This window comes from Sphingomonas sp. GCM10030256 (assembly GCF_042666415.1).
Taxonomy (GTDB): Bacteria; Pseudomonadota; Alphaproteobacteria; order Sphingomonadales; family Sphingomonadaceae; genus Sphingomicrobium.
In genome coordinates this window covers 279281-301744 of record NZ_JBHTDI010000001.1, presented here as the reverse complement: position 1 = coordinate 301744, position 22464 = coordinate 279281, and the positions used below count along the sequence as shown (strand labels likewise).

Annotated in this window: 27 protein-coding genes; 13 read left to right on the top strand and 14 right to left on the bottom strand. The window is 67.2% G+C overall.

The features are described from left to right. Positions 1–64: 64 nt before the first annotated feature. Together ctaD and coxB are read right to left on the bottom strand one after the other, a co-directional pair. The gene (ctaD, locus tag ACFQPG_RS01350) at positions 65–1738 is read right to left on the bottom strand and encodes a cytochrome c oxidase subunit I (RefSeq protein ID WP_380809640.1); all 1674 of its coding nucleotides are present in this window, start codon (positions 1736–1738) and stop codon (positions 65–67) included. Positions 1739–1756: 18 nt separating this feature from the next. Continuing rightward, entirely contained in the window at positions 1757–2899 is a 1143-nt protein-coding gene (gene coxB / locus ACFQPG_RS01345) for a cytochrome c oxidase subunit II (RefSeq protein WP_380809638.1), read from the bottom strand. Between the two features lie 173 nt (positions 2900–3072). On the opposite strand from coxB, the gene pyrE reads away from it, so the two are divergent. Genes pyrE through ACFQPG_RS01320 form a run of 5 tightly spaced genes read left to right on the top strand, consistent with a single transcriptional unit; the run spans position 3073 to position 6804 of the window. Beyond that, positions 3073–3654: an orotate phosphoribosyltransferase gene (pyrE, locus tag ACFQPG_RS01340; RefSeq protein WP_380811663.1), complete on the top strand. Its 582-nt coding sequence runs from the start codon at positions 3073–3075 to the stop codon at positions 3652–3654. After that, positions 3651–4379 (top strand): pyridoxine 5'-phosphate synthase, encoded by a 729-nt coding sequence (locus ACFQPG_RS01335; RefSeq protein ID WP_380809636.1) that lies wholly within the window; start codon positions 3651–3653, stop codon positions 4377–4379. Before pyrE ends, ACFQPG_RS01335 begins: the two co-directional genes overlap by 4 nt. Beyond that, the gene (gene acpS / locus ACFQPG_RS01330; protein WP_380809634.1) at positions 4376–4783 is read left to right on the top strand and encodes a holo-ACP synthase; all 408 of its coding nucleotides are present in this window, start codon (positions 4376–4378) and stop codon (positions 4781–4783) included. Before ACFQPG_RS01335 ends, acpS begins: the two co-directional genes overlap by 4 nt. Continuing rightward, positions 4784–5665, top strand: coding sequence for a signal peptidase I (lepB, locus tag ACFQPG_RS01325; RefSeq protein ID WP_380809633.1), 882 nt, complete (start codon positions 4784–4786; stop codon positions 5663–5665). Positions 5666–5673: 8 nt separating this feature from the next. Next, positions 5674–6804 carry an AI-2E family transporter gene (locus ACFQPG_RS01320; RefSeq protein WP_380809632.1) on the top strand — a complete coding sequence of 377 codons (1131 nt, stop codon included), beginning with the start codon at positions 5674–5676 and terminating at the stop codon, positions 6802–6804. Here ACFQPG_RS01320 and ACFQPG_RS01315 read toward each other — a convergent pair. Beyond that, complete coding sequence (locus ACFQPG_RS01315; RefSeq protein ID WP_380809630.1) at positions 6801–7298, bottom strand: FKBP-type peptidyl-prolyl cis-trans isomerase; 498 nt, start codon at positions 7296–7298, stop codon at positions 6801–6803. The genes ACFQPG_RS01320 and ACFQPG_RS01315 overlap by 4 nt on opposite strands. A gap of 53 nt (positions 7299–7351) precedes the next feature. Then, on the bottom strand, positions 7352–7558 hold the full coding sequence (gene rpsU / locus ACFQPG_RS01310; RefSeq protein ID WP_294174490.1) for a 30S ribosomal protein S21: 207 nt from the start codon (positions 7556–7558) through the stop codon (positions 7352–7354). A gap of 295 nt (positions 7559–7853) precedes the next feature. On the opposite strand from rpsU, the gene ACFQPG_RS01305 reads away from it, so the two are divergent. Further along, positions 7854–8525 (top strand): murein L,D-transpeptidase catalytic domain-containing protein, encoded by a 672-nt coding sequence (locus ACFQPG_RS01305; protein ID WP_380809628.1) that lies wholly within the window; start codon positions 7854–7856, stop codon positions 8523–8525. 189 nt (positions 8526–8714) lie between these two features. Here ACFQPG_RS01305 and ACFQPG_RS01300 read toward each other — a convergent pair whose 3' ends face one another. Together ACFQPG_RS01300 and ACFQPG_RS01295 are read right to left on the bottom strand one after the other, a co-directional pair. Next, the gene (locus tag ACFQPG_RS01300) at positions 8715–10040 is read right to left on the bottom strand and encodes a L,D-transpeptidase family protein (RefSeq protein WP_380809626.1); all 1326 of its coding nucleotides are present in this window, start codon (positions 10038–10040) and stop codon (positions 8715–8717) included. Continuing rightward, positions 10037–10306 (bottom strand): hypothetical protein, encoded by a 270-nt coding sequence (locus ACFQPG_RS01295; protein ID WP_380809625.1) that lies wholly within the window; start codon positions 10304–10306, stop codon positions 10037–10039. Before ACFQPG_RS01295 ends, ACFQPG_RS01300 begins: the two co-directional genes overlap by 4 nt. Before the next feature lie 24 nt (positions 10307–10330). Here ACFQPG_RS01295 and ACFQPG_RS01290 point away from each other — a divergent pair, with 24 nt between their 5' ends. After that, positions 10331–10636, top strand: coding sequence for a PilZ domain-containing protein (locus ACFQPG_RS01290; protein ID WP_380809624.1), 306 nt, complete (start codon positions 10331–10333; stop codon positions 10634–10636). Here the strand turns inward: ACFQPG_RS01290 and ACFQPG_RS01285 are convergent. Then, the gene (locus ACFQPG_RS01285) at positions 10621–11274 is read right to left on the bottom strand and encodes an arylesterase (protein WP_380809622.1); all 654 of its coding nucleotides are present in this window, start codon (positions 11272–11274) and stop codon (positions 10621–10623) included. The genes ACFQPG_RS01290 and ACFQPG_RS01285 overlap by 16 nt on opposite strands. 53 nt (positions 11275–11327) lie before the next feature. On the opposite strand from ACFQPG_RS01285, the gene ACFQPG_RS01280 reads away from it, so the two are divergent. The 3 genes from ACFQPG_RS01280 to ACFQPG_RS01270 all read left to right on the top strand — a co-directional run bounded on the left by ACFQPG_RS01280 (position 11328) and on the right by ACFQPG_RS01270 (position 14826). Beyond that, positions 11328–11999 (top strand): ABC transporter ATP-binding protein, encoded by a 672-nt coding sequence (locus ACFQPG_RS01280; RefSeq protein WP_380809620.1) that lies wholly within the window; start codon positions 11328–11330, stop codon positions 11997–11999. Further along, positions 11932–14490 carry an ABC transporter permease gene (locus tag ACFQPG_RS01275; RefSeq protein ID WP_380809619.1) on the top strand — a complete coding sequence of 853 codons (2559 nt, stop codon included), beginning with the start codon at positions 11932–11934 and terminating at the stop codon, positions 14488–14490. The genes ACFQPG_RS01280 and ACFQPG_RS01275 overlap by 68 nt, the downstream gene beginning before the upstream one ends. Positions 14491–14565: 75 nt before the next feature. After that, complete coding sequence (locus ACFQPG_RS01270; protein ID WP_380809617.1) at positions 14566–14826, top strand: hypothetical protein; 261 nt, start codon at positions 14566–14568, stop codon at positions 14824–14826. 84 nt (positions 14827–14910) lie between these two features. Here the strand turns inward: ACFQPG_RS01270 and ACFQPG_RS01265 are convergent, their stop codons facing one another. Next, entirely contained in the window at positions 14911–15795 is an 885-nt protein-coding gene (locus ACFQPG_RS01265) for a peptidylprolyl isomerase (RefSeq protein WP_380809615.1), read from the bottom strand. 93 nt (positions 15796–15888) lie between these two features. On the opposite strand from ACFQPG_RS01265, the gene ACFQPG_RS01260 reads away from it, so the two are divergent. Then, a complete protein-coding gene (locus ACFQPG_RS01260; protein ID WP_380809613.1) occupies positions 15889–16299 on the top strand; it encodes a hypothetical protein in 411 nt (136 codons plus the stop codon). An 8-nt stretch (positions 16300–16307) separates the two neighbouring features. Here the strand turns inward: ACFQPG_RS01260 and ACFQPG_RS01255 are convergent, their stop codons facing one another. The 5 genes from ACFQPG_RS01255 to galE all read right to left on the bottom strand — a co-directional run bounded on the left by ACFQPG_RS01255 (position 16308) and on the right by galE (position 19907). After that, positions 16308–16523 (bottom strand): hypothetical protein, encoded by a 216-nt coding sequence (locus ACFQPG_RS01255; RefSeq protein ID WP_380809612.1) that lies wholly within the window; start codon positions 16521–16523, stop codon positions 16308–16310. 158 nt (positions 16524–16681) lie between these two features. Further along, on the bottom strand, positions 16682–16948 hold the full coding sequence (locus tag ACFQPG_RS01250) for a hypothetical protein (protein ID WP_380809610.1): 267 nt from the start codon (positions 16946–16948) through the stop codon (positions 16682–16684). A gap of 117 nt (positions 16949–17065) precedes the next feature. Further along, positions 17066–17191 carry a type B 50S ribosomal protein L36 gene (gene ykgO / locus ACFQPG_RS01245; RefSeq protein WP_029941846.1) on the bottom strand — a complete coding sequence of 42 codons (126 nt, stop codon included), beginning with the start codon at positions 17189–17191 and terminating at the stop codon, positions 17066–17068. 97 nt (positions 17192–17288) lie between these two features. Further along, positions 17289–18899, bottom strand: coding sequence for a M20/M25/M40 family metallo-hydrolase (locus ACFQPG_RS01240; RefSeq protein WP_380809608.1), 1611 nt, complete (start codon positions 18897–18899; stop codon positions 17289–17291). A gap of 3 nt (positions 18900–18902) precedes the next feature. Beyond that, positions 18903–19907 (bottom strand): UDP-glucose 4-epimerase GalE, encoded by a 1005-nt coding sequence (gene galE / locus ACFQPG_RS01235; protein WP_380809606.1) that lies wholly within the window; start codon positions 19905–19907, stop codon positions 18903–18905. A 121-nt stretch (positions 19908–20028) separates the two neighbouring features. Here galE and ACFQPG_RS01230 point away from each other — a divergent pair, with 121 nt between their 5' ends. Beyond that, complete coding sequence (locus ACFQPG_RS01230; RefSeq protein WP_380809605.1) at positions 20029–21159, top strand: M14-type cytosolic carboxypeptidase; 1131 nt, start codon at positions 20029–20031, stop codon at positions 21157–21159. Positions 21160–21164: 5 nt separating this feature from the next. After that, positions 21165–21854 (top strand): 2,3-diphosphoglycerate-dependent phosphoglycerate mutase, encoded by a 690-nt coding sequence (gene gpmA, locus ACFQPG_RS01225; RefSeq protein WP_380809603.1) that lies wholly within the window; start codon positions 21165–21167, stop codon positions 21852–21854. Positions 21855–21860: 6 nt separating this feature from the next. Here the strand turns inward: gpmA and ACFQPG_RS01220 are convergent, their stop codons facing one another. Next, on the bottom strand, positions 21861–22439 hold the full coding sequence (locus tag ACFQPG_RS01220; RefSeq protein ID WP_380809601.1) for a GGDEF domain-containing protein: 579 nt from the start codon (positions 22437–22439) through the stop codon (positions 21861–21863). Positions 22440–22464: the final 25 nt, after the last annotated feature.

Sequence of the window (22464 nt, the reverse complement as noted above, 5' to 3'; positions counted from 1 at the left end):
ATGACAATCCGCAAAAAGGCCGGAACCGCTTCGGCGGTCCCGGCCCTTCTACTCTGCGCTTCGGCTAGTCGATCTTCGGCAGGGTCTCGAACTGGTGGTACGGCGGAGGGCTGGACAACGTCCACTCGAGCGTCGTCGCGCCTTCGCCCCACGGGTTGTCGGGAGCCTTCTTGCCGGCCAGCAGCGACCAGAACAGGTTGACGAAGAATATGCCCATCGCGGCCGCCGTGATCATGTAGCCGACGGTGGAAATGTAGTTCCAGTAAGCGAACGCATCCGGATAATCCGGATAGCGCCGCGGCATCCCATCCAAGCCCAGGAAATGCTGCGGGAAGAAGATCAGATTCACGCCCACGAACATCACGAAGAAATGGAGCTTGCCGAGGAACTCGTTGTACATCTTCCCGCTCATTTTCGGGAACCAGTAGTAGAAGCCCGCGAACAGCCCGAACACCGCGCCCAGCGACAGCACGTAGTGGAAGTGCGCCACCACGTAGTAGGTGTCGTGCATGTAGGTGTCGACGCCGCCGTTGGCGAGCACGACGCCAGTCACGCCGCCGACGGTGAACAGGAAGATGAAGCCGATCGCCCACAGCATCGGAGTCTCGAATGAGATCGAGCCCCCCCACATGGTTGCGATCCAGCTGAAGATCTTCACGCCGGTCGGAACTGCGATGATCATGGTGGCGGCGGTGAAGTACATCTTCACGTTCACGTCCATGCCGATCACGAACATGTGGTGCGCCCACACGACGAACCCGACCACGCCGATCGCCACCATGGCGTAGGCCATGCCGAGATAGCCGAACACCGGCTTGCGGCTGAAGGTGGCAATGATCTGGCTGACGATGCCGAAGGCCGGCAGGATCATGATGTACACTTCGGGATGGCCGAAGAACCAGAACAGGTGCTGGTACAGGATCGGGTCGCCGCCGCCCGACGCATCGAAGAAGGACGTACCGAAGTTGCGGTCGGTCAGCAGCATGGTGATCGCACCCGCCAGCACCGGCAGCGCCAGCAGCAGCAGAAAGGCGGTGACAAGCACCGACCACACGAACAGCGGCATCTTGTGCAGGGTCATCCCCGGCGCGCGCATGTTGAAGATGGTGGTGATGAAGTTGATCGCGCCAAGGATCGAGCTTGCGCCGGCGAGGTGGAGCGAGAAGATCGCCATGTCCACCGCCGGCCCCGCCGAGCCGCTGGTCGACAGCGGCGCATAGACGGTCCAGCCTGTGCCCGCGCCCACGCCGGTGCCTCCCGACACGAACGACGAGCCGAGCAGCAGGATGAAGGCCGGGACGATCAGCCAGAAGCTGATGTTGTTCATCCGCGGGAACGCCATATCGGGAGCACCGATCATGATCGGCACGAACCAGTTGGCAAATCCGCCGATCAGCGCCGGCATGACCATGAAGAAGACCATGATCAAGCCGTGGGCCGTGATCAGCACGTTCCAATGATGCAGCGCTTCGTCGAAGTTGGCGCTGCCCGCCCCGAGCGGCCATCCCTGGGTCAGAATCTGGATGCCCGGTTCGGCCAGCTCGGCCCGCATGATGCCGGAAATGGCACCGCCGATGACCCCCGCGACGATCGCGAAGATCAGGTACAGCGTGCCGATGTCCTTGTGATTGGTCGACATGAACCAGCGGGCGAAGAAGCCCGGCTTGTGGTCCGCGTCGTGATGCGCGTCATGAGCTTCGTGAGCCCTGAGCGGAAGAGTGTCTGCGGTGGTCGCCATGGATAGGTCCGCTTCGTCTTAATTGTTGTTCGGTGCGCCCTGCGTGGGCGCAGGGGTGGGATTGGCCGGGGCCGCATTCGTCGGGGCGCCGCCTGCCGGAGCAGGAGTCGGCGCAGCCGCTGCCGGGACGGCGGACGGCGTGACCTGCGTCGCGGCCGTGCTGTCCGGAGTCGCGGCGGGACGAGTCCCGGGCATGGTGCCACCCTTGGCGGCGACCCACTGGGCGAAGCGCTGCGGAGTGACGACCTCGACGGCGATCGGCATGTAGGCATGCCGTGCCCCGCACAGTTCGGAGCACTGCCCGAAGTAGACGCCGGGCCGATCGACCTTGGCCCAGGTCTCGTTGAGGATGCCCGGGTTCGCGTCGATCTTGGTCCAGAAGGCCGGAACGGCGAAGCTGTGGATGACGTCGTTGGAGGTGACTATGAACTTCACCACTGCGCCGGCCGGAATCACCAGCCGCTCGTCCACTGCCAGCAGGCGCGGACCGTCGGCGTCGGTACGGAAGCGGGTCCCGGCGGCGGCCTCCCCCCGTTCCTTGAGCATGTTGGAGACGATCTCGAACCCACCATGGTCAGGATACTGGTAGCTCCAATACCATTGGTTGCCGATCACCTTGATGGTGAGATCGGCCGGCGGCGGCGAATATTGGTGGCGGATCAGTCGGATCGAGGGGATCGCGATCGCCACCAGGATCAGCACCGGAACCAGGGTCCAGACGACTTCCACAAACGTGTTGTGGCTGGTCCGCGAAGGGACTGGGTGAGCGGCGCGGCGGTAGCGCACGATGGTGTAGGCGAGCAGGCCCAGCACGAACAGGCTGATCAGCGCGCACAGCAGCAGCAGCCAATTGTTGTGGAACGCGGCGCCTTCACGGCCGATCGGCGTGAACTGGTCCTGGGTGCCCATGCGGCCATCGGGCATGCCGATTCCGGCCACCGGCGCGGCATGGTCGAAGGTGGCAGCCGGAGCAGTGCCCGGCGCGGCGGCAACGGCACTGGGGCCGGGGGTCGGGTCAGTGGCGGCGGCGCCGGCTTGCGGCGTTCCAGCGGCGGCGGCGGCAGGCGCGGAGGCCTGCGGCTGCGCCACCGTCGGCACGGCTGCCGCTGCAGGAGTGAGCCCGGCGGCAGCCAGGGCGATTACCCATCCAATCAGTTTCATTCCAACCCCGGTTGACAGCGCTGCGCGAAGCGGCGCGCCGGGCCGGCACGCCAAAGTGGCGGCCTTATAGGCGCGGCTTTCCACCGTCTCAAGCGCTTGTCTGCGGCACTTGCGCGGTGGTTGAAGGACCGGGGGCAGGCGCTTATCAGCGGCCCATGACGACCGACGTGGCGATGACCGACGAGCAGGTGCTGGCGGAGTTCCGGGCAGCGGGGGCGCTGCTGGAAGGCCATTTCATCCTGTCATCCGGGCTGCGCAGCCCGCGCTACCTCCAGTGCGCGCGGGTGCTGATGGACCCGGCCCGTGCCGAGCGGCTGGCGCGGGCATTGGCGGCCAAGCTCCCGGCCGAGGTCCGCAGCGCCATCGACGTGGTGGTCTCTCCCGCGATGGGCGGAGTGATCATCGGTCACGAAATGGGCCGCGCGCTGGGCCGCCCGGCGATGTTCGTCGAGCGTCCCGAGGGCGAGTTCCATCTCCGCCGTGGCTTCGCCCTGGAGCGTGGCGCGCGGGTTCTGCTGGTGGAGGACGTGGTCACCACCGGCCTGTCGTCGCGCGAAGCCATCACGGCGGTCGAGGAAGCGGGCGGCCGGGTGATCGCCGCCGCGGCGCTGGTCGACCGCTCAGGCGGCACCGCCGATCTGGGCGTACCATTCACGCCGCTGATCCGCATCGATGTTCCGACCTACGCAGCCGACGACCTGCCATCCGACCTGGCAGTGATTCCGGCGGTGAAACCGGGTAGCAGGGCCGCTTGAGCCGCGAGCTTCGCCTCGGCGTCAACATCGACCATGTCGCGACCATCCGCAATGCGCGCGGCGGGGAGCACCCCGACCCGGTCCGCGCCGCCCACGCCGCGCAGGCCGCGGGGGCCGATGGGATTACCGCCCATCTCCGCGAAGACCGCCGCCATATCACCGACCGCGACATCGACCGACTGATGGTGGAGATCGGCCTCCCGCTGAATCTGGAGATGGCCGCGACCGAGGAGATGCTGGAGATCGCCCTGCGCCATCGGCCGCACGCTGCCTGCATCGTTCCGGAACGGCGGGAAGAACGGACCACCGAAGGGGGGCTCGACGCCGACGGCCACCGCGAGGCGCTTGGGCCGATGATCGCTCGGCTGTCCGGCGACGGTATTCGCGTCAGCCTGTTCATCGAGCCAACCGAACGCCAGGTGGCTGCGGCGATCGAGCTGGGGGCTCCAGTGGTCGAGTTCCACACTGGCCGCTACGCCCACCGCGACGGAGCGGCCCGGACCGAGGAACTGAAGCGGATTGCCGACTGCGCCGCGCTGGCAGCCAAGAACGGGATCGAACCCCATGCGGGACACGGCCTGACCTTCGACAATGTCGTCCCGGTCGCCGCCATTCCGCAGATCCGTGAGCTCAATATCGGCCACTTCCTGGTCGGCGAGGCGCTGTTCACGGGGCTCGAGCAGAGTGTCCGCAAGATGCGCGAACTTATGGACGCGGCGCGGTGATCGTCGGCCTGGGCTCAGACCTGTGCAATATCGAGCGCATCCAGGCGTCGATCGACCGGTTCGGCGACCGGTTTCTTCAGCGCGTCTTCACCGAGACCGAGCGCGCCAAGGCCGCGCGCCGCCCGTTCACCTCCGCCGGGACCCTCGCCAAACGCTTCGCCGCCAAGGAAGCCTTCTCCAAGGCGGTCGGCACCGGCTTCAAGCGCGGCGTGTTCATGAAGGATATCGGTGTCGCTAATGCGCCATCCGGTAAGCCCACCCTGGTGCTGACTGGCGGAGCGAGGGACAGGCTTGATTCTCTCACGCCGCCGGGCCACGCCTTGACCGTCCACTTGACCATGACCGACGATCATCCCTGGGCGCAGGCCTTTGTGATCCTCGAAGCGCATATGCTGGAGAGCTGATTGAACGACGAGGCGCAAACCCTGACCCCGAGCGCGGCCGCTCCGACTCCGGCAGAGCTGCCGGCGGAGAAGAAGGATTCCGCGCTGTGGCGGGAGATCAAGGGGCTGTTCTGGGTCCTGCTGGCGGTGCTGCTGTTCCACAGCTTTGTTGCCAAGCCCTTCTACATTCCGTCAGAATCAATGATGCCCGGCCTGCTCAAGGGCGACCGGCTGGTGGTCAGCAAATATCCTTACGGCTGGTCGTGGGTCTCGCCAAGTTTCCACATCATGCCGGAGATGAGTGGTCGCTTGTTCGGCAAGCTGCCGACGCCCGGCGACGTGGTGATCGTCACGCCTCCGGGTGCGCGCGAAGATTACATCAAGCGGGTGATCGCCGGCCCTGGCGATACGGTGGCGGTGCGCGACGGCCGGCTGATCCTCAACGGGCAGCAGGTCCGGCGCCAGGTCCGCCCGCCGGCGATGATCCCGGTCGATGCCAATGCGCCATGCGGGATCGAGTTCGCCGGCTTCCTGGTCGAGGCCGCCGACGGCAAGCGTTACTGCCGCCTGCCGATCGTCCGAGAAACGCTCCCCAACGGCGCGAGCTTCGACACGATCGACCTCGGCCCAAGCCAGGGCGACGACTATGGCCCGGTCACCGTTCCGGCCAACCACGTCTTCCTGATGGGGGACAACCGGGACCGCAGCGCCGACAGCCGGTTCGCGCTCGGCGACCAGGAGCATGGCCTGGGCGGACCGGTGCCGTGGGAGAATATCGGCGGGCGCGCCGAATTCATCACTTTCAGCCTGGATGGATCGACCAGCTTCAATCCGTTGAGCTGGTTCTCCTCCCTCCGCTCCGGTCGGGCCGGCAGTAGCCTTCGGACCCATCCGCAGCCATAAGGCCGCGCATGGGGGACACCACGCAAGAGCCGCACGTCGAACTGCCGGGTCCGGCTGAGTTTCACGATCCGCTGATCCGCAACGAGGTCAAGAGGGCCTCGGTGTGGTTCGGAACCGCGCTGCTGATCGCCGGCGTGATCTTCCTTGCCCAACCGCTGCTGCTGATAATCGGCGGGCTGGTGTTCGCGGTGCTGCTCGATGGCGGGACGCGCCTGCTCGGGCGATGGCTGCCGATCGCCCGCGGTTGGCGCCTGTTGATGGTGGTGCTTGCCGCCTTCGGTTTCCTCGGCTGGCTGTTCTATTTCGCGGGGACGACCTTCGCCGCGCAGTTTGAAGCCCTGCGCGCCGTGGTGGAGGCGCAAGCGGGCCGCGTCTATTCCTGGGCGTTCGACCATGGCCTGGTCAGCGAAGGCAGCCCGGACACGCTCGGCCAACAGGTGCTCGGGTCGGTCGGGCGGCTGACCAGCGCCGTCGGCACTGCGCTCGGTGCGGTGACCAGCGCGTTCCTGATCATCGTCATCGGCATCTTCATCGCCGTCGAGCCGCGGCTCTACGACCGGGGCGTCGCATGGCTGCTGCCGATGCGGCACCGCCACCGCTTCTACCAGATCGGCGACCGGGTCGGCTTTACCCTGCGCCGGCTGCTATTCGGGCGGATCGTCGGCATGGTGGTCGAGGGTCTCTTCACCTTCATCATGCTGGCCTATGTCGGGCGCCTGTTCGGGGTCGACCCGATCCCGATGGCGGCCTTGCTCGGCCTGCTCACCGGCGTCCTGGCCTTCATCCCCAACATCGGGGCGATCACCTCGGGCGTGCTGATGGTTGCGGTCGGCTTCAGCGCCGGAACCAGCGAGGGGCTGTGGGCGATTGTGGTCTACTTCGCGGTGCAGAACATCGACGGCTATCTGATCCTGCCGTACATCGCCCGCAAGACGGTCGACCTCGCCCCGGCGGTGGTGCTTGCCGCGCAGCTGATCTTCGGTGCGCTGTTCGGATTCCTGGGATTGTTGTTCGCGGACACGATCCTGGCCGCGCTGAAGGTCACGCTGCAGGAGTTTGCGGGACAGCGCGCCGGCGGGGACGATGGGTCCGAAAGTGCGCCGTTGCCCGAGCCGGCAAGCGGAGCGTCGTCAGCCTAGCGCGGTTGTCCTCCGCCCGCCCCGAGCATGGCCGCGGCGCCCGGGGCGACCTGCAGCACCTTCACTTCAAAATTGAGCGCGGCGTTGGCGGGGAAGCCTGGCGGCGGCGACGCGCCGTAGGCGAGTTCCGGCGGCAGGCGGAACTTGTAGGTGCCGCCCTTCTGCATCTTCTGCAGCGCCTCGGCGAAGCCCGGGATCACGCCCTGCGGCGACATGGGTGCGGGACCCTTGCCAGCGGTGCTGTCGAACACTTCGCCATTGTCGAAGGTGCCGGTATACTCGATCAACGCGGCATCGTTCATCGTGATGAACGGCCCTTCGCCGGCCTGCACCGTGCGGAACTGGACGCCGGTCGCGGTGACTTCCGGGCGCAAGGGGCTGGTCCCGGCCCAGGCCAGGCCCGCACCGGCCGCCATCAGCACGACCAGCCCAGCCAGCAGGCGCAGGCGAGTCGCCTTGGCAACAGGACGAATGGGAACCTGCGTCACGGTCATCGACGGGCGTCCTTCAGCGATGGGGAAGAAGGCCGCTGGGGCGCGGCCCGGTATTAGCGAACGCCTTCGCGCTCGGCCCGCTTGCGCTCCAGCTTCCGGGCGCGGCGGATCGCGGCAGCACGCTCGCGAGCACGCTTCTCGGACGGCTTCTCGTAGTGACGGCGAAGCTTCATCTCGCGATACACGCCTTCACGCTGCAGCTTCTTCTTGAGCGCCCGCAGCGCCTGGTCGACGTTATTGTCGCGAACGATGATTTGCATAAAAGCCGTCCAACTCCTGTCTTCTCTTGTGCCGACTACCGCCGGATTCGCGCTGGGGATACGATCGCAGACCGCGTCATCACTGCGCATTGAATGTCGTTCGTCGCAGGCTGAGCCCACGCCGGTGCGCGGCCCTTAACAGCGGCCCAGCGATTCTTCAACCCGCGACGCCAAGGCTGATGGCGGGCTGAATCGAGGTGTCGGCGCGACGAAAGACGGCTTCCATTGGGTCCAGTTGTCGGCGGTTAACCCGTTGTCGTGTATAGGCTTCTGTTCCAACAAACGGGGGATGCGAATGTCGCTCAGTCGCCGGGAAATGCTGCGTTGGGGTGCAATCGGCGGTGGTGCCGCGCTGGTTTCCAGCGCCGCTCAGCCCGTCGGACTGCCTTCGATCGTCTACAAGGCGCCCCCGCTTCCAGTGCCAGCCGTTGCTGCTGCGCCGGCTGCCCCGCTGGGCATCGACGCGGCCCTGTTCGCCCGCGCCAAGGCGGCACTGGACCGACACGGAGCCGCCGTGCGCGCCCGCGATTTCATGGGCATTGTCGATTTCTCGCTCGCCTCCCGCGACGCGCGCTTCCATCTGGTCGACCTGATGAACGGCCGCGTCGAAAGTCATCTGGTAGCCCATGGCCGCGGGTCGGACCCGGCCCACAGCGGCTTCGTCGAGAGCTTCAGCAACACGCCCGGTTCGGAGGCGACCTCCAACGGCGCTTACACCACCGGTGAATATTACCACGGCAAGTACGGGCTTTCGATGAAGGTCCATGGGCTCGACTGGACCAACAACAACGCCGAGTCCCGCGCGATTGTCATCCACAACGCCTGGTATGCGGAGCCCGAGATGATCGGCATCCACGGCAAGCTCGGCCGGTCCGAAGGCTGCTTCGCCTTCAGCAAGGCCAGCCAGGACAGCGTGATGCAGCGGCTCGCCGGACAGCGGATGATCTACGCGGACAAGATCGCGTAGCGCCGAGATCAAGATGGCGGGCGCACAGCGTCCGTCGTCTGGGTCGAGAGACGCAAAGCGCCGGCGGCGTGCGCGCGGATGCCCGACACGCCCGACGTCACGGGATTTGCTCCCGTGACGGCTCTCCTCACCAATAGTCCAAAACAGCCGCCCTGCTCCCCACGGCCGTCGCCGTAGGGAGCAACTTACCTATTTCGCCGCTGTCCTCGTCGGCGCCTTGCCGTCCCGGTCGTTCAGGGCCGCGATCACCGGGGCGTCGCGCTTGTACAGGTCTTGGTAAGTGACAATCTTGCCGTCGGTCAGCGCTGCGGCGCTGAAGTAGACGATGTACACCGGCACCGGCTTCACGAACTTGGCCTCGACGGTCTTGCCGCTGGCCAGTACCTCGTCGATCTTGGCCTGGTTCCACTCCCCGCCATCATCGCTCAGCAGTTCGCCCGCCAGGTCGAGGATGTGCTCGGTACGGATGCAACCGTGGCTGAGGAAGCGCGCCTTGGCGTCGAACAGGCCCCGATTGTTGGTGTCGTGCAGATAGATGGCGTGGCTGTTCGGCATCACGAACTTGATCTTGCCAAGCGCGTTTGACGGACCAGGGGGCTGCCGCCAGCGCTGGACCTTGCCGTCCTTGCCCTTGACCGCGACGTAGCCGCGCTTGCCCGCAACTTCTCCCGACAGACTCTTCGGCACTTCCCACCACGGGTTGAGGATCACGCCCGTGGCGTGCACCGACAGCTGGGGAGTGGGGGTCTTGGTCGCACCCGCAATCGCGCGATGCTTCCACCGCGTCACGCCGTTTTCGACAAGCGTCGCGTGAATCCCGGGCACATTGACGATGATGTAGCGCTCGCCAAGGTCGCGCGGCAGCCAGCGCCAGCGGTCCATGTTGAGGCGGATCTTGTTGATCGTGGCGGTGTCGCCCGGCTGCGCCTGCTGCAATGCGACCCGCAACGAGCCATATTGCGGATGAGTCGGCAGGAGCCCGCGGAGGGTTTGGCCAACCGAGTGGGAGGCGAGCGCCTGGTCGAGCAGCTGCCGCTGCCGGATGTCGTCGAGATCCTTGTCCACCACGAACCACTGCTGCCGGGCGCTTCCGCGCACATGGCCCAAGGCAAAGTCGCGGGACAGCTTGTTGAAGGTGTCGGTGGCGACGCGCGACAGCAGCATCGGATCGGCGCCCCGCAGCGCCGCTTCCAGCGCGGCCGGGTCGTAATCGCGCGGATCGAGCCCTTCGCTGCCGACCTGCCGGACCGCTGCAAGCAGGTCCTGCGCGTCGGCCGGCTGCCAGATCGGTGGCGGTGGAGGCGGCAACGGAACGGCTTGGGGTGCGGCAACGCCAGGCGGTTGCGCCGGGGCTGCAGCCTGCGGCCGGGGCGCCAAGGGATCGGCGGTCGTGGTCGCCGGAGCGACCGGCTGCACGGTGGGCGCCTGAACGGCGGTTGCTTGCGCCATTGCCATTCCGGCGGGCAGCACCGCCGCCGAACCCAGCATCATCATCGACACAAAACGCGCGCTCATTGCACCCCTGCCTGCTTGATCGAAAGAACGGCGGCTCCGTGGCCGCCCACCGGCTCCTTTGCCTTGCTGGACCAATACACGTGATGAACGCCCCGTTCCAGTTGCGCCGCAGCCACAGTCGGCGGCTTCAGCGCAAAGGAAAGCTTAGGGAAGATGAGCTTAGAACGGCCAAGCCGCAGGATGCAGGGTTGCACGGGAACCAAGGGATGGACATGGTCTTTGTAGGCGCGGAAGCCGCCGCCGAACACGCAATAGAGGCCCGCCATGGTGGCGGCGAGATGAGCCGAGCAATGATCATCAGGGGCCGAATCGCGGAAGACACCGGCGAGGCCGACCGGCGGCGGTCACCGCGCCATCAGGTCGAGCTGGATGGGCGCCTGCGCGAGCTTGGAACCACCGGCACGGAAGCCCGGATCCTCAACCTGTCCGAGACCGGCTTCATGGCAGAGACCGACGAGGATTTCGAAGTGGGGGCCCGGGTCTGGCTGATGCTGCCGGGGCGCGACCGCGCCAATGCGGTGATCCGTTGGACCGCCGCGGGCAAGATCGGCGCCGAGTTCGCCGAGCCGATCGATCCCGCTCACCTGGCGGGCTGACGTTCCAGCACCCGCTTCACCGCCGGCAGGATGCCGGTGACGATCCGCTTGATGCCTTCGAAATTGGGGTGCAGCCCATCGGGCAGGTTGAGCGCCCGGTTTCCGGCCACACCCTGGAGGAAGAACGGGTAGAGCGCCGCATCATGCTTGCGGGCCAGGGCCGGGAAGACAGCATCGAACCGCCGCCGGTAGCGCGGGTCGAGGTTCGGCGCCGCGAGCATGCCGGCGACCAGCACCGGAATGCCGCGTCGCTTCAGTTCAGCCAGGATGGTGTCCAGATTCTGCTCGGTCACCGCCGGATCGACGCCGCGGAGCATATCGTTGGCGCCGAGCTCGACAATCGCGAGGTCGGGATTTCGAGGCAGGCCGTCCAGCGTCCACTTCAGCCGCGCCCGCCCGCCGGACGTCGTGTCCCCTGACACGCCCGCATCGTGAACCACTGCGGGGATGCCGTGGCGGCGCAGCGCCGCCTGCAGCTGCGGAGCAAAGCCGAGCCCGCGCCCGAGGCCGTATCCCGCAGTCAGGCTGTCGCCGAACGCCAGGATGTGCGGTTGCTCGGCTGCAGCCGCGGTGGGCTGCGCCTGGGCTGCGGCGGGAGTGGCGGCGAGAAGGAAGGGAAGCCAGAATTTCGCGTACATCCCGCTGCATCTAGGTGGTTGCCGCCAAGCTTCAATCGCCCTAGCCGCGCACCATGGCCGAAACGCTGATCGAACTGACCGACGTCCGTCTCACGCTCGGCCGAGGAGCGGCGCGGACGGAGATCCTTCGCGGGGTCGATTTCCAGCTGAAGGAGGGGGAGGCGGTCGCGATCCTTGGCGCATCCGGGTCCGGCAAGAGCAGCCTGATGGCGGTGATCGCCGGCCTGGAACGGGCCAGCGGGGGCCAGGCGCGGGTGCTGGGCGAGGACGTTGGCAGTCTCGACGAGGACGCACTGGCCCGCCTTCGCGGCCGGTCGATCGGCGTGGTGCTGCAGGCGTTCCACCTGCTGCCGACCATGACCGCGCTCGAGAATGTCATGGTGCCCATGGAGCTTGCCGGTGCCCCAGACGCGTCGTCCCGGGCGCATGCGGAGCTGGCAACGGTCGGCCTCGCCAGGCGCGAGCATCATTATCCGGCCCAGCTGTCCGGCGGCGAGCAGCAGCGCGTTGCCATTGCGCGCGCCACCGCGCCAGGGCCGCGCCTGCTGCTGGCGGACGAGCCGACCGGCAACCTTGATGCCAGGACCGGCGGCGGGATCATCGACCTGCTGTTCGAGCGGGCGACGGTGACCGGGGCGGGGCTGGTGGTCATCACCCATGATCCGGCGGTGGCCGATCGAGCCAGCCGGGTGGTGCGGATCGCCGACGGTCGGATCGCAGCATGAGGCGGACGGCGTGAGGGGAGCCTGGCGGCTCGCCGGCCGCGACCTGCGGGGTGGCCTCGGCAGCCTCGTGCTGCTGCTGGTCTGCTTGACCATCGCGGTGGCCGGGCTCGCGGCGGTGACCAGCCTGTCGAGCTCGATCCGCTCGACCATCGACCGCAACGGACGCGACCTGCTTGGCGGCGACCTGTCGCTGAGCGTGGCGCAGCGCTCCGCCACTCCGGAGGAGCAGGCAGCGATGGCCCGCCTCGGCGGCTTATCGCCGAGCACGACCTTGCGGTCGACTCTCGTTGCGCCGACCGGCAGCGCACTTGTGGAGCTGTCGGGCATTGCACCCGGGTGGCCGCCGGCTGGCAAGGTGACGCTACGGCACGGTGGACGCATGCCGGGCAGGGGCGAAGCGGTGGTCGGTCGTGAGCTTGCCGAGCGGTTCGGCCTTCGACCCGGCGCAACCGTGCGGCTGGGGTTCGCAAGCTTTCGGGTGACCGGCATCATACAGGGAATGCCGGCCGCGTCCGGGTTCGCCCTCGCGCCGCCCGTGCTGGTCACGCCAGATGGCCTCGCCACCACCCGACTGGTCCAGCCGGGTAGCCTGTACACCAGCACCTACCGGATCCTGCTGCCTGCGGGCGTAGATGCCCAGGCGGCCGGCCAGGCGTTTCAGCGCCGCTTCCCCAGCGGAGGCTGGCGCGCGCTGGATCGCGGCGAAGCGGCAGCGGGTACCCGCCGGTTTGTGGACAGGGTCGGCGAGATGCTGCTGCTGATCGCGTTGGGTGCGCTGGGGATCGGAAGCATCGGCATCGCAAGCTCGGTTGCCGCCTTCGCCGCATCGCGCCGGTCCACGGTCGCGGTGCTCAAGATCCACGGTGCCCGCCGTCGCGACCTCGGCTGGATGCTAGCGCTGGCGATCGGAGCGCTGGCGGCGCTCGCCATCGCCATCGGCCTGGCCATCGGTGCCGCGGCTCCCGCGCTCGTCGCAGAGGTTGTCGGCGACCTGCTGCCGATCCAGCCAGACCGGGCTCCGCAGCCCGCCGCATTGCTGCTGTCCGCCGTCTTCGGCCTGCTGGTGACGGTCGCGGCATCGTGGCGGCCGGTCGCCCGGGCCGTCGCCGAGCGCCCGGCGGCGATCCTGCGCGGCGACGTCGAGGGGGAGGGCGCCGGCTGGCATCGGTACCTGCTCGTCCCGCTCGTCGCCGGGGGTTTGGCGGTGACCCTGGCCGCCGCGGCCTCCGACAACCCGCGGCTGACCCTGATCGCGATCGCCGGCGCCGTCCTGCTGGCCGGAGCCTTTGCGGCGCTGGGCTGGATGATCGCCCGAATTGCGCGGGGCCTTGGCGGGCGCGGCGGCCCGATCGTCCGGCTGGGGATCGGGGCTCTCCATCGCCCCGGCTCCGCCACCGTGCGCCTGAGCGTTGCACTGGGGCTGGGGCTGTCACTGCTGGTGGCGCTGAGCGGCATTGGCTCGAGCCTGTCCGCCGAGATCGGGGGCAACATTCCCAAGCGGGCGCCGGCCCTGTTCATGCTCGACATCCCCGCTGCCGAGGAAGCGCGGTTCCGGGCCCTGGCCGAGCAGGCGCTGCCCGGTGCCGAGCTCCGCCTCGTCCCCTCGCTGCGCGGACCGGTGACGGCGCTGAACGGCCGCCCGGTCTCCGCCATCGGCGCCGTTCCCGAGGGGGCCTGGATCCTTCGCGGCGACCGCGGCCTGACCTTTGCTCGCGATCTTCCACCCGCCAACCGGCTGGTCGCTGGCGAGTGGTGGCCGGCCAACTACTCCGGCTCGCCGCTGATCTCGCTCGATGTCGACGCGGCGCGGGCGCTCAACCTCCAGGTCGGCGACACCATGACCGTGGCCGTGCTCGGTCGCCCGATCGAGGCGCGGATCGCCAGCCTGAGGGAGATCGACTGGCGCTCGTTCGGCTTCAACTTCGCGATCATCTTCGCGCCCGGTGCACTGGACAGCGCGCCCTATACCTTGATGGCAACTGTCGCGCCCGGCGCCGGTGTAGCCACGGCGTTGTTCGAGCGCCGACTCAGCGAGGAACTGCCGATGGTCAGCACCATTCGGGTGAGCGAGGTGGTTGGACGCGTGTCGGCCATTCTCGCGGCGATGGACGCCGCCATCCGCCTGGCGTCGGCGGTCGCGATCCTGATCGGAGTGGCCGTGCTGGCCGGGGCGGTGGCGGCGACCCGGGCCAAGCGGGCGCGCGAAAGCGTGCTGCTGAAGCTGGTTGGCGCCAGCCGTGCCCAGGTGCTTCAAGCCCAACTGATCGAGTTCCTGGCGATGAGCGCGGCGATCGCTGCCGCCGCTTTCGGCTTTGGGACACTGGGCGCCTGGGCGACGGTGACCCAGCTGTTCGAACTGCCGTTTCGGCCTGATTGGCCGTCTCTTGTGGCCCTGCCCGTCGTCGGGGTTGCGGTCGCTGTCGCGACCGCGCTGTTCGCCGCTCTTCCCGCACTGTCCGCCCGGCCTGCGCAGGCGCTCCGCAGCCTGTAGCGGAACGGGTCGTCGCAAAAGCGTGAAACTTTCGTTTTAGATCGGTCGTTCTAGGGGCCGAAAGGAATAAGAGCGATGTCGAACTTCCCGACCCTTGGTGATCTTGGCCTGAAGCACGACCCGGCGGGGCGGGGATATCATGCCGTCTACCGCGAGCAGGAGGTGAATCACTGTCCGGGCTGCGGCCGGACCCACTGGATCATTGGCCGCGTATCGGCCGAATGTGCCTTCTGCGCCACCGCGCTGCCGCTCGCCGAGGCGAGCATGCGGTCACACAATGCACCCGCGGTCATTCAGCACCGCAACCGGACTTCCAATCACGCCTGGGCGGCGTAACGAAACTCTCCCCGGCAGCCGAAGCGAGCGGCGCGGCCATCGCGCAGCGACCGCCGGCCGGAGGGGGAGACCATCAAGTGCGGATTAGGGCGCCGGTGTCCGCCGAACGGGCACCGGCGCATTGCATATGTCGACGCCTCCAGCGGGGACCTGATAGAAGTCGTCCTGCCGATTGGCCCGGGCGCGCAGGTAAGCGGTGAAGCTTGCACTGGCCTCATCCATGTACTGGAAGCTGGGGCGGGCTACCGCCGGCATGGACGACGCCAGGCGGATGGACGCGATTGCCCGGCCGGGAACGCCTTGCCGGTAGAAGCCGAGCGCTTCCGTTCCGCGGGGAAGTGCGCTCATCTGCTCGATGCCTTCGATCACCCGGCCGACAATGGCGATATTGCGGTCGAGGTGGCGCGGCGCGTGGCCGATCACCGCGTACAATTCCCCGCCGGTGCCGGTGTCCGGCTTGAGGTCGCGCCCAACGCCGACCGTGCCGTAGCAATGGGTGAGGCTGACGTCGGCCGAGCGGTAACGAGCGACCGGCCAGCCGCCGGTGTGTCCGACCCGCACGGCATAGGAGTCACGATACGGAAACGGGCGGATCGCCAGCCCCTGGGAACTGCGTACATATTCGGCGGGAGGTCGCTTCACCACTCCGGCGGGCAGCGGCTTGCCGTCGTCGTTGACGCCCCACTGCGCGACATAATTGTCCTGCACCCGGTAGATCGACGAGCCGATCCAATAGCCGGCGCGGGCCAGCGCCCGGATGTTGGCGACGTGCACCGGCGCGAACGCGGGGGCGAGCTGGATCACGCTCCGCCCGCCGCCCTGGTAGTCGATCACCAGCAGGTCCTCGGGGGGGATCGACTTCCATGCCGAGGCCGGCGCCTTGGCGACGATGTCGGTCGGCGTCAGCGGCTTGGGGCTCTGGGCGCCGGTGAGGAGAAGAAGCGCGGGCAGCGCGAGAAGGGCTTTCATGGGCCGGCACCTTATCGCCGTTTGCGATCGCGTCAAAAGGCTTGCAGCGCCGGCCCGCTTCAATCGTTATTGGCAATGCAAGGAGGCTCGACAATGCGGCAGGCGATCAGGATTCTGGCGGTCGGGGCGGCGATCATCTCGCTGGCCGGCTGCGGCAGCGGGACCGAGCGGCAGGTGGTTTCCAACGAGCCTGAGATCGTGGTTCGTTCGCCCGAGCAGGACCAGCTCCACCAGCTCGACGAGATGGGGCGCAACATCGGTCTAAAGCGAGCGATCACTGCTAGCGGGCTGCGTTGCAAGCGGGTCACACGCTCGGGCTACGTTACCGAGTACAAGAAGCTGTCGATGTGGACCGCAAGCTGCGAGGACAAGCGTGATTGGGCGATCTTCGTCGGGCCTGACGGCAGCGCGCAGGTTCGCCCCTGCGGCGACATGCAGCAGTTCAACCTTCCGGAATGCCGGATCGCGGCCAACCCGGCTGGAACGCCGCCTCGGCGGAGCTGACCGCGCCCTCAACGGAGCTGGGTTGCACTGTCGTTCGGAAGCATGGAGGCCTGCCCGTCGACGATCCGGGCGACCTTGCGTGCGCCGAGCCACAGCTCGCAGTCTGAATCGAGACCCATGGCGCAGGCGATGGCAAGCGCCTCCTCGTCACTGTCGGCCTGGATCCAGTGAGCCTTCGTGATCTTGTCACGGGCGTCGAGGCAATAAAGCTTGTAGTGGCTCATGTCGGCGCCCCCACGCCGATATGACATGTGCCCCGGGGTTCACCGAGTCTTACGGCCACCGGAGTTAGTGGAAACCGTCCTTACGGGTTAGCCTGCCCGGCGAATGGCTCGAGCGGCGACCGATTCCAGCAGTTCCAGGCAAAGCAATGCGCGCGGTGTCAGTCACAGCGGCGCACTTCCTTATACTCGCCGTTGGCGGTCTTTTCCTTGATGGTGACGCAGCTGCCCTGGCGGATTTCCTCGCGCCAGCTGCCGTCGGCATTGGTGACGCGGTTGCCGCCCTTCGGTACCCGCTGCCCGTTGCGGATCTCGTAATTCCAATCCTTGGGCGTCGGGCGCGACTGAGCCACGGCAGCCGACGTCCCGCCCACGGCGATGGCACCGGCAACGGCGCTCATCAGGGTGAAACGAACAATGCTCTTCATGACTCATCGACTCCTTGCGGGCCGGATATAGTGCAGAAGATATGAACCGCCAATGACGGCGAGTCGTTTGGGATCAGCGATGAAGCGAGCCGACCCGCTGGTCAGCCCCGCCGGAGGTCAGCCCTGGCGCGCCTTGAAGCGGCGGTTCGTCTTGTTGATGACGTAGGTCCGCCCGCGACGACGGATGACGCGGCAGTCCCGGTGGCGGTCCTTGAGGGACTTCAGAGAATTGCGAATCTTCATGGCCGGGTACGCCCGTTTCTTGTTTCGTGTTGTTGGCTGACGCTCGAAAGCTTCCGCGCGCCCCTATGGGACCGTTCTGCCCGAGTCAAGGCGAGCGCTACCGAACAGCCTTGACCTGACCGGGTGCGACGATCTCGCCGAAGTAGCTGCCGCGGTACCAGCGAGGCCGCTGCGGATCGTCGGCCAGCGCCCGCGCGATGCGGTAGTTGAGCTCGGCATAACGCGCCGCGGCAACCCAGTTGATCGGCTGCTTCAGGTCATCGCTGACCTGGTGGTAGTTCTGCGCGAAGAACTTGTCCCAGATCGGCTTGCCACCATTGCCATAGCCGGTGAACATCAGGATTGCCGGCACTCCCCGCAGCACGAACGGATAGTGATCCGACCGGGTGAAGATCCCCTGTTCGGGCATCGGGTCGGGGGAAACGCCAATCCCCATCGACCGTCCGGCCTGCGCGACAGTGCGGGCCACGGTGGAATGGTCCGCGCCGAACGCCACCACATCCGTGAAGTCGTACAGCGGCACCGGCATGTCGAGGTCGACCGCAGCAACGATACGGTCGATCGGGATCGTCGGGTGCGCGGCGTAATAGTCGGCGCCGAGCAGGCCCAATTCTTCGCCCGTGTGGGCGATGAAGACCACGGACCGTTTAGGTCGCTTGCCCGAGCGCACGAACTCGCGCGCCGCTTCGAGCATCGTCGCGACCCCCGCGGCGTTGTCGAGCGCGCCGTTGTAGATCGCGTCCTCGCCGGGCTTCGCGTCCGCCTTCATGCCGAGGTGATCCAGATGTCCCATCAGCATGACGTGCTCGGACGCGAGCCTGCGGTCGGCTCCCGGCAATATGCCGATCACCGCCGGGCTGCTGAACTCTTCCCAGGTCGAGCGGGCGTCGAGCGACAGGCGCGACGGCAGGGCGAAGCCGCGCACCGGGGTGCGCTGCCGAATGGCGGCGACGATTGCTCCTAAGCTCGTCGGCGCCCGGCTGAACAAGCCTTCTCCAGCGGCCTGCGAGATGGTGCCGCGGAACCGCAACCCGGCAGGCGTGCTTCCGGCCTGGCCCCGCGCGTCGACCCAGTCGGTGGTCGCCCGCCGCGCAGTGCTCTCGACACCGTTGCGTGCTCCCGGCGCGATCTCGATCAGCCCGACGGCGCCGGCCGCGGCGGCAAAGCGATGCTTCTGCTGCCCGAGGTGGGCGGCGACTTCGGACGGCAGGCCCGCCGGGGTCCCGCCAAGCGCCACCACCGTTTTCCCGCGCACATCGAGGCCTTGGTAGTCAGCGAAGCCATGGCGGGGGTCGGTTATTCCCCAGCCGACGAACACCAGCGGCGTTTCGATCTGCCGGACCGCCTCGGTCACGCTGGGGCGGATGGCGACATCGGTGCCCCAGCGCAGCCCGCGACCGTTCAGGCGAATTGTCGGCGTCCCCTGATGCTGGGCGCGGCGGAACGGGACTCGCTGGAACCAGCCCTTGGCTTCGCCGCCCGGCTGCAAACCGATGCCGCGGAACTGGGTCGCCACGTAAAGCGCGGCTACCTCATGCCCGCGCTTGCCGGCTCCGCGGCCTTCCAGCAGGTCGTCGGCCAGGAACTCCACGTCCGCCCGAACCCGCGCCGCGGCTTCGGCGCTTGGCTGAAACCGCTGGGCGGGCGGAGCCGCTGCTCCCAACAGGAACGCAGCGGCGGGGGCAATCAGCAGGCGGGAGGGACGCATCAACTATCCTTGGCCGGAGAGGCGCCGTTCCCAGGCGAGGGCATCGGCAATGATCGTTTCGATATCGTCGCGCTTGGGAGTCCAGCCGAGCCGTTCGACCAAGCGGCGGTTGGAGGCGACCAGCTGCGGCGGATCGCCCGCCCGGCGGTCGCCCATGCGCCGGGGAATTGGCCGGCCGTTCACCTTGTCGAGCGCGTCGAGCATCTCCAGCACCGAAAAGCCGCGCCCATAGCCGCAGTTGAGCGTGAAGCTTTCGTCGGGGGTGCGGATCAACTCCTCAAGCGCGGCGACATGCGCTGCGGCAAGGTCCGACACATGGACATAGTCGCGGATGCAGGTGCCGTCCGGAGTTGGGTAGTCGGTGCCGAACACATCGACATGGTCGCGCTTGCCGACCGCGGCTTCGCACGCGACCTTGAGCAGGTGGGTCGACCCTTTGCCGACCTGGCCGGACCGGCCGTGCGGATCGGCTCCAGCGACATTGAAGTAGCGCAGCGCACCGTAGTTGAAGCCATACGCCTTGGCGCAATCCGCCAGCATAACTTCGGTCATCAGCTTGGACGAACCGTAGGGATTGATTGGGCGCGTGGGATCGGTCTCCTCGATCGGCACCCGTTCGGGCGAGCCGTAGGTGGCGGCGGTGGACGAGAACAGGATGTGCCGGACGCCGCACTCGGTCGCCGCGGCGATCAGGCTGTGGGTCGCCACCGTGTTGTTGCCGTAGTATTTGAGCGGGTTCTCGACGCTCTCCGGAACGACGATCGAGCCGGCGAAATGCATGATGGCGCCGACGGCATGTTCGCGCAGGAACGGCCCGACCGTCGCCGGGTCGCCGATGTTCGCTTGCAGGAATGCCACGCCCTCCGGCACCGCCTCGCGCCGGCCGTTGGACAAGTCGTCGACCACGACCACACGCCATCCGGCATCCGTCAGGGCCAGCACCGCGTGGCTGCCGATATAGCCGGCGCCGCCGGTCACCAGAACGGTCGGACGGGTCGAGTCATTCATGCGTGTGTTGCTCCATGGTCGACCCCCGCCGGCCCGGCAGCGCTAGACGTTTTCGGCTTTGCGAGGCAAGCGCGCCGCCCTAAGAGCCCGCCAAATCCTTTGCAGCGAGACCATCCAGCTCATGGCAACCACCATTTCCAGTGCGTTCGATTCCGGCAACATCCGCGTGGTCGGCCAGGACGGCGATCGTTTCGACTTGGAGATCGTCAAGGACGCGTCGAGCGACTTCTACCAATGGTTCCACTTCCGCCTGGCCGGCGCCGGCGGCCGGGAAGTGACGCTGCGGATCGTCAACTGCGCCGACAGCGCCTATCCGAACGGCTGGCCGGGCTACAAGGCGCGTTTATCTGTCGACCGTGAGACCTGGGTGCAGGTGCCGGATTGCAGCTACGGCGACGGCGTGCTCACCATCCGACTCACGCCCGAGACTGACTGCGTTTGGCTGGCTTATTTCGCGCCTTATTCGATGGAGCGGCATCACGACCTGATCGCGACCTTCTCATCGCTGCCCGACGTTGCCTACCGTTCGCTCGGACAAAGCCTGGACGGGCAGGACATCGACTGCCTGACCATCGGTGAGGGGCCACTGACCGCCTGGATCTACGCCCGCCAGCACCCCGGCGAGAGCATGGCCGAATGGTGGATGGAAGGCGCGCTGGAGAAGCTTGCCGACCCCGACGATCCCGTCGCCCGGGTGCTGCGCAAGGAAGTGACCTTCCACCTCGTGCCCAACATGAACCCCGACGGGTCCCGCCGCGGGCACCTGCGCACCAACGCCGCCGGTATTAACCTCAACCGGGAGTGGCACGAGCCTTCGGCGGAGAAGAGCCCGGAAGTGCTGTGTGTCCGGAACGCCATGGATGCCGCCCGGCCCGATTTTGCGATGGACATTCATGGCGATGAAGCAATCCCCGCCAACTTCCTCGCGGGGTTCGAAGGTATCCCCTCGCTGACCCAGCGCCAGTCGGACTTGTTCAAGCTGTTCAGTGATACGCTGGAGCGGCTCTCACCCGACTTCCAGTCGCGCCTCGGCTACGAGATCCCTGCACCTGGCCAGGCCAACATGAGCATGTCGACGACCCAACTGGCCGAGCGCTTCGGCTGCCTGTCGACGACGCTGGAGATGCCGTTCAAGGACAATGACAACCTGCCCGACCCGGTCTGCGGGTGGAGCCCGGAACGCTCCAAGTTCCTTGCGCACGCGTGCCTCCATGCGCTGCACGCCATCCTCCCCGACCTCAAAAAGGCCTGAAGGCGATGCCGACCCTTGTGCTCCTGCGCCACGGCCAGTCGCAGTGGAACCTTGAAAACCGCTTCACCGGCTGGTGGGATGTCGACCTGACCGAGGCAGGCATCGCCGAAGCGCGGGGGGCCGGCCGGCTGCTCAAGGAAAAGGGGTTCGAGTTCGACCGTTGCTTCACATCGGTCCAGACCCGCGCGATCCGAACCCTGCACCTGGTCCTCTACGAGCTTGGCAGCCTCTGGCTTCCGACGACCAAGGACTGGCGCCTCAACGAGCGACACTACGGTGGCCTCACTGGACTCAACAAGGCGGAGACCATCGCCAAGGTCGGCGCGGAGCAGGTCAAGATCTGGCGCCGCAGCTTCGACATTCCGCCGCCGCCGCTGCAAGCGGACAGCCCCTATTGCGCGCTGCGCGACGATCGCCGCTACGCCGGCGTGACCGTGCCGGACAGCGAAAGCCTCAAGGACACGATCGCGCGCGTGCTGCCTTACTTCGACGCCAACATTGCGCCGGCGCTCCGGGCGGGCGAGCGGGTGATGGTCGCGGCGCATGGCAATTCGTTGCGCGCGCTGGAAAAGCAGCTGTCGGGGATCAGCGATGCCGACATCATCGGCCTGGAGATCCCAACCGGCCAGCCGATCGTCTATGATCTGGACGAGACGCTTGCGGTGCGGGACCGCTATTATCTCAGCGAGCGCTGAGCCGGATCACGCCGCCACCTTTTCCGCGTACATCGCCTGATCTGCACGATCGATCACGCTTTCCGGCCGGTCGCCCGGCTCGATCAGCGCGATCCCGATCGCGGCGGACAGCGGAATGCAGGATCCCTCGTGGCAGAACTCGCTGCCGGCGATCCGGTCCGCCAACCGGCGCGCGGTTTCGAGCGCATGACGGTGGTCGGAATGCTCCAGCAGGATCGCGAACTCGTCACCGCCAAACCGCGACACGCAATCGCTTTGCCGAACGTCGCCGGCTAGCAGCTCGGCGACATGGACCAAGGCCGCGTCGCCGGCATGGTGACCGAAGCTGTCGTTGACCACCTTCAGGCCATCAACGTCCACAAACAGCAGCGCGCCACTGTCGCCATAGCGATTGGCACGGTCGATCATCTTCTCTAGCTGCCGGATGAACCCGCGACGATTGAGTAGAGGGACCAGGCTGTCGTGGTAGGCGAGCCGGTCGAGGTCCTCCACCCGGCTTTCAAGGCGCGCGATCTCGGCCCGCAACCGGGCGACCTCAGTCATGAGGATCTGCGGGTCCGAGCAGTCGAGCGGCACGTCGTTCATGAAAAAACGCCCCAGCGGAGAATCG

Bases quoted from the DNA above. Each gene is read 5' to 3' on its own strand.
- ctaD (WP_380809640.1), bottom strand. From the start codon at position 1,738: ATGGCGACCACCGCAGACACTCTTCCGCTCAGGGCTCACGAAGCTCAT.
- coxB (WP_380809638.1), bottom strand. From the start codon at position 2,899: ATGAAACTGATTGGATGGGTAATCGCCCTGGCTGCCGCCGGGCTCACT.
- pyrE (WP_380811663.1), top strand. From the start codon at position 3,073: ATGACCGACGAGCAGGTGCTGGCGGAGTTCCGGGCAGCGGGGGCGCTG.
- ACFQPG_RS01320 (WP_380809632.1), top strand. From the start codon at position 5,674: ATGGGGGACACCACGCAAGAGCCGCACGTCGAACTGCCGGGTCCGGCT.
- ACFQPG_RS01315 (WP_380809630.1), bottom strand. From the start codon at position 7,298: ATGACCGTGACGCAGGTTCCCATTCGTCCTGTTGCCAAGGCGACTCGC.
- rpsU (WP_294174490.1), bottom strand. From the start codon at position 7,558: ATGCAAATCATCGTTCGCGACAATAACGTCGACCAGGCGCTGCGGGCG.
- ACFQPG_RS01305 (WP_380809628.1), top strand. From the start codon at position 7,854: ATGTCGCTCAGTCGCCGGGAAATGCTGCGTTGGGGTGCAATCGGCGGT.
- ACFQPG_RS01300 (WP_380809626.1), bottom strand. From the start codon at position 10,040: ATGAGCGCGCGTTTTGTGTCGATGATGATGCTGGGTTCGGCGGCGGTG.
- ACFQPG_RS01295 (WP_380809625.1), bottom strand. From the start codon at position 10,306: ATGGCGGGCCTCTATTGCGTGTTCGGCGGCGGCTTCCGCGCCTACAAA.
- ACFQPG_RS01290 (WP_380809624.1), top strand. From the start codon at position 10,331: ATGATCATCAGGGGCCGAATCGCGGAAGACACCGGCGAGGCCGACCGG.
- ACFQPG_RS01285 (WP_380809622.1), bottom strand. From the start codon at position 11,274: ATGTACGCGAAATTCTGGCTTCCCTTCCTTCTCGCCGCCACTCCCGCC.
- ACFQPG_RS01280 (WP_380809620.1), top strand. From the start codon at position 11,328: ATGGCCGAAACGCTGATCGAACTGACCGACGTCCGTCTCACGCTCGGC.
- ACFQPG_RS01275 (WP_380809619.1), top strand. From the start codon at position 11,932: ATGATCCGGCGGTGGCCGATCGAGCCAGCCGGGTGGTGCGGATCGCCG.
- ACFQPG_RS01270 (WP_380809617.1), top strand. From the start codon at position 14,566: ATGTCGAACTTCCCGACCCTTGGTGATCTTGGCCTGAAGCACGACCCG.
- ACFQPG_RS01265 (WP_380809615.1), bottom strand. From the start codon at position 15,795: ATGAAAGCCCTTCTCGCGCTGCCCGCGCTTCTTCTCCTCACCGGCGCC.
- ACFQPG_RS01260 (WP_380809613.1), top strand. From the start codon at position 15,889: ATGCGGCAGGCGATCAGGATTCTGGCGGTCGGGGCGGCGATCATCTCG.
- ACFQPG_RS01255 (WP_380809612.1), bottom strand. From the start codon at position 16,523: ATGAGCCACTACAAGCTTTATTGCCTCGACGCCCGTGACAAGATCACG.
- ACFQPG_RS01250 (WP_380809610.1), bottom strand. From the start codon at position 16,948: ATGAAGAGCATTGTTCGTTTCACCCTGATGAGCGCCGTTGCCGGTGCC.
- ykgO (WP_029941846.1), bottom strand. From the start codon at position 17,191: ATGAAGATTCGCAATTCTCTGAAGTCCCTCAAGGACCGCCACCGGGAC.
- ACFQPG_RS01240 (WP_380809608.1), bottom strand. From the start codon at position 18,899: ATGCGTCCCTCCCGCCTGCTGATTGCCCCCGCCGCTGCGTTCCTGTTG.
- galE (WP_380809606.1), bottom strand. From the start codon at position 19,907: ATGAATGACTCGACCCGTCCGACCGTTCTGGTGACCGGCGGCGCCGGC.
- ACFQPG_RS01230 (WP_380809605.1), top strand. From the start codon at position 20,029: ATGGCAACCACCATTTCCAGTGCGTTCGATTCCGGCAACATCCGCGTG.
- gpmA (WP_380809603.1), top strand. From the start codon at position 21,165: ATGCCGACCCTTGTGCTCCTGCGCCACGGCCAGTCGCAGTGGAACCTT.
- ACFQPG_RS01220 (WP_380809601.1), bottom strand. From the start codon at position 22,439: ATGAACGACGTGCCGCTCGACTGCTCGGACCCGCAGATCCTCATGACT.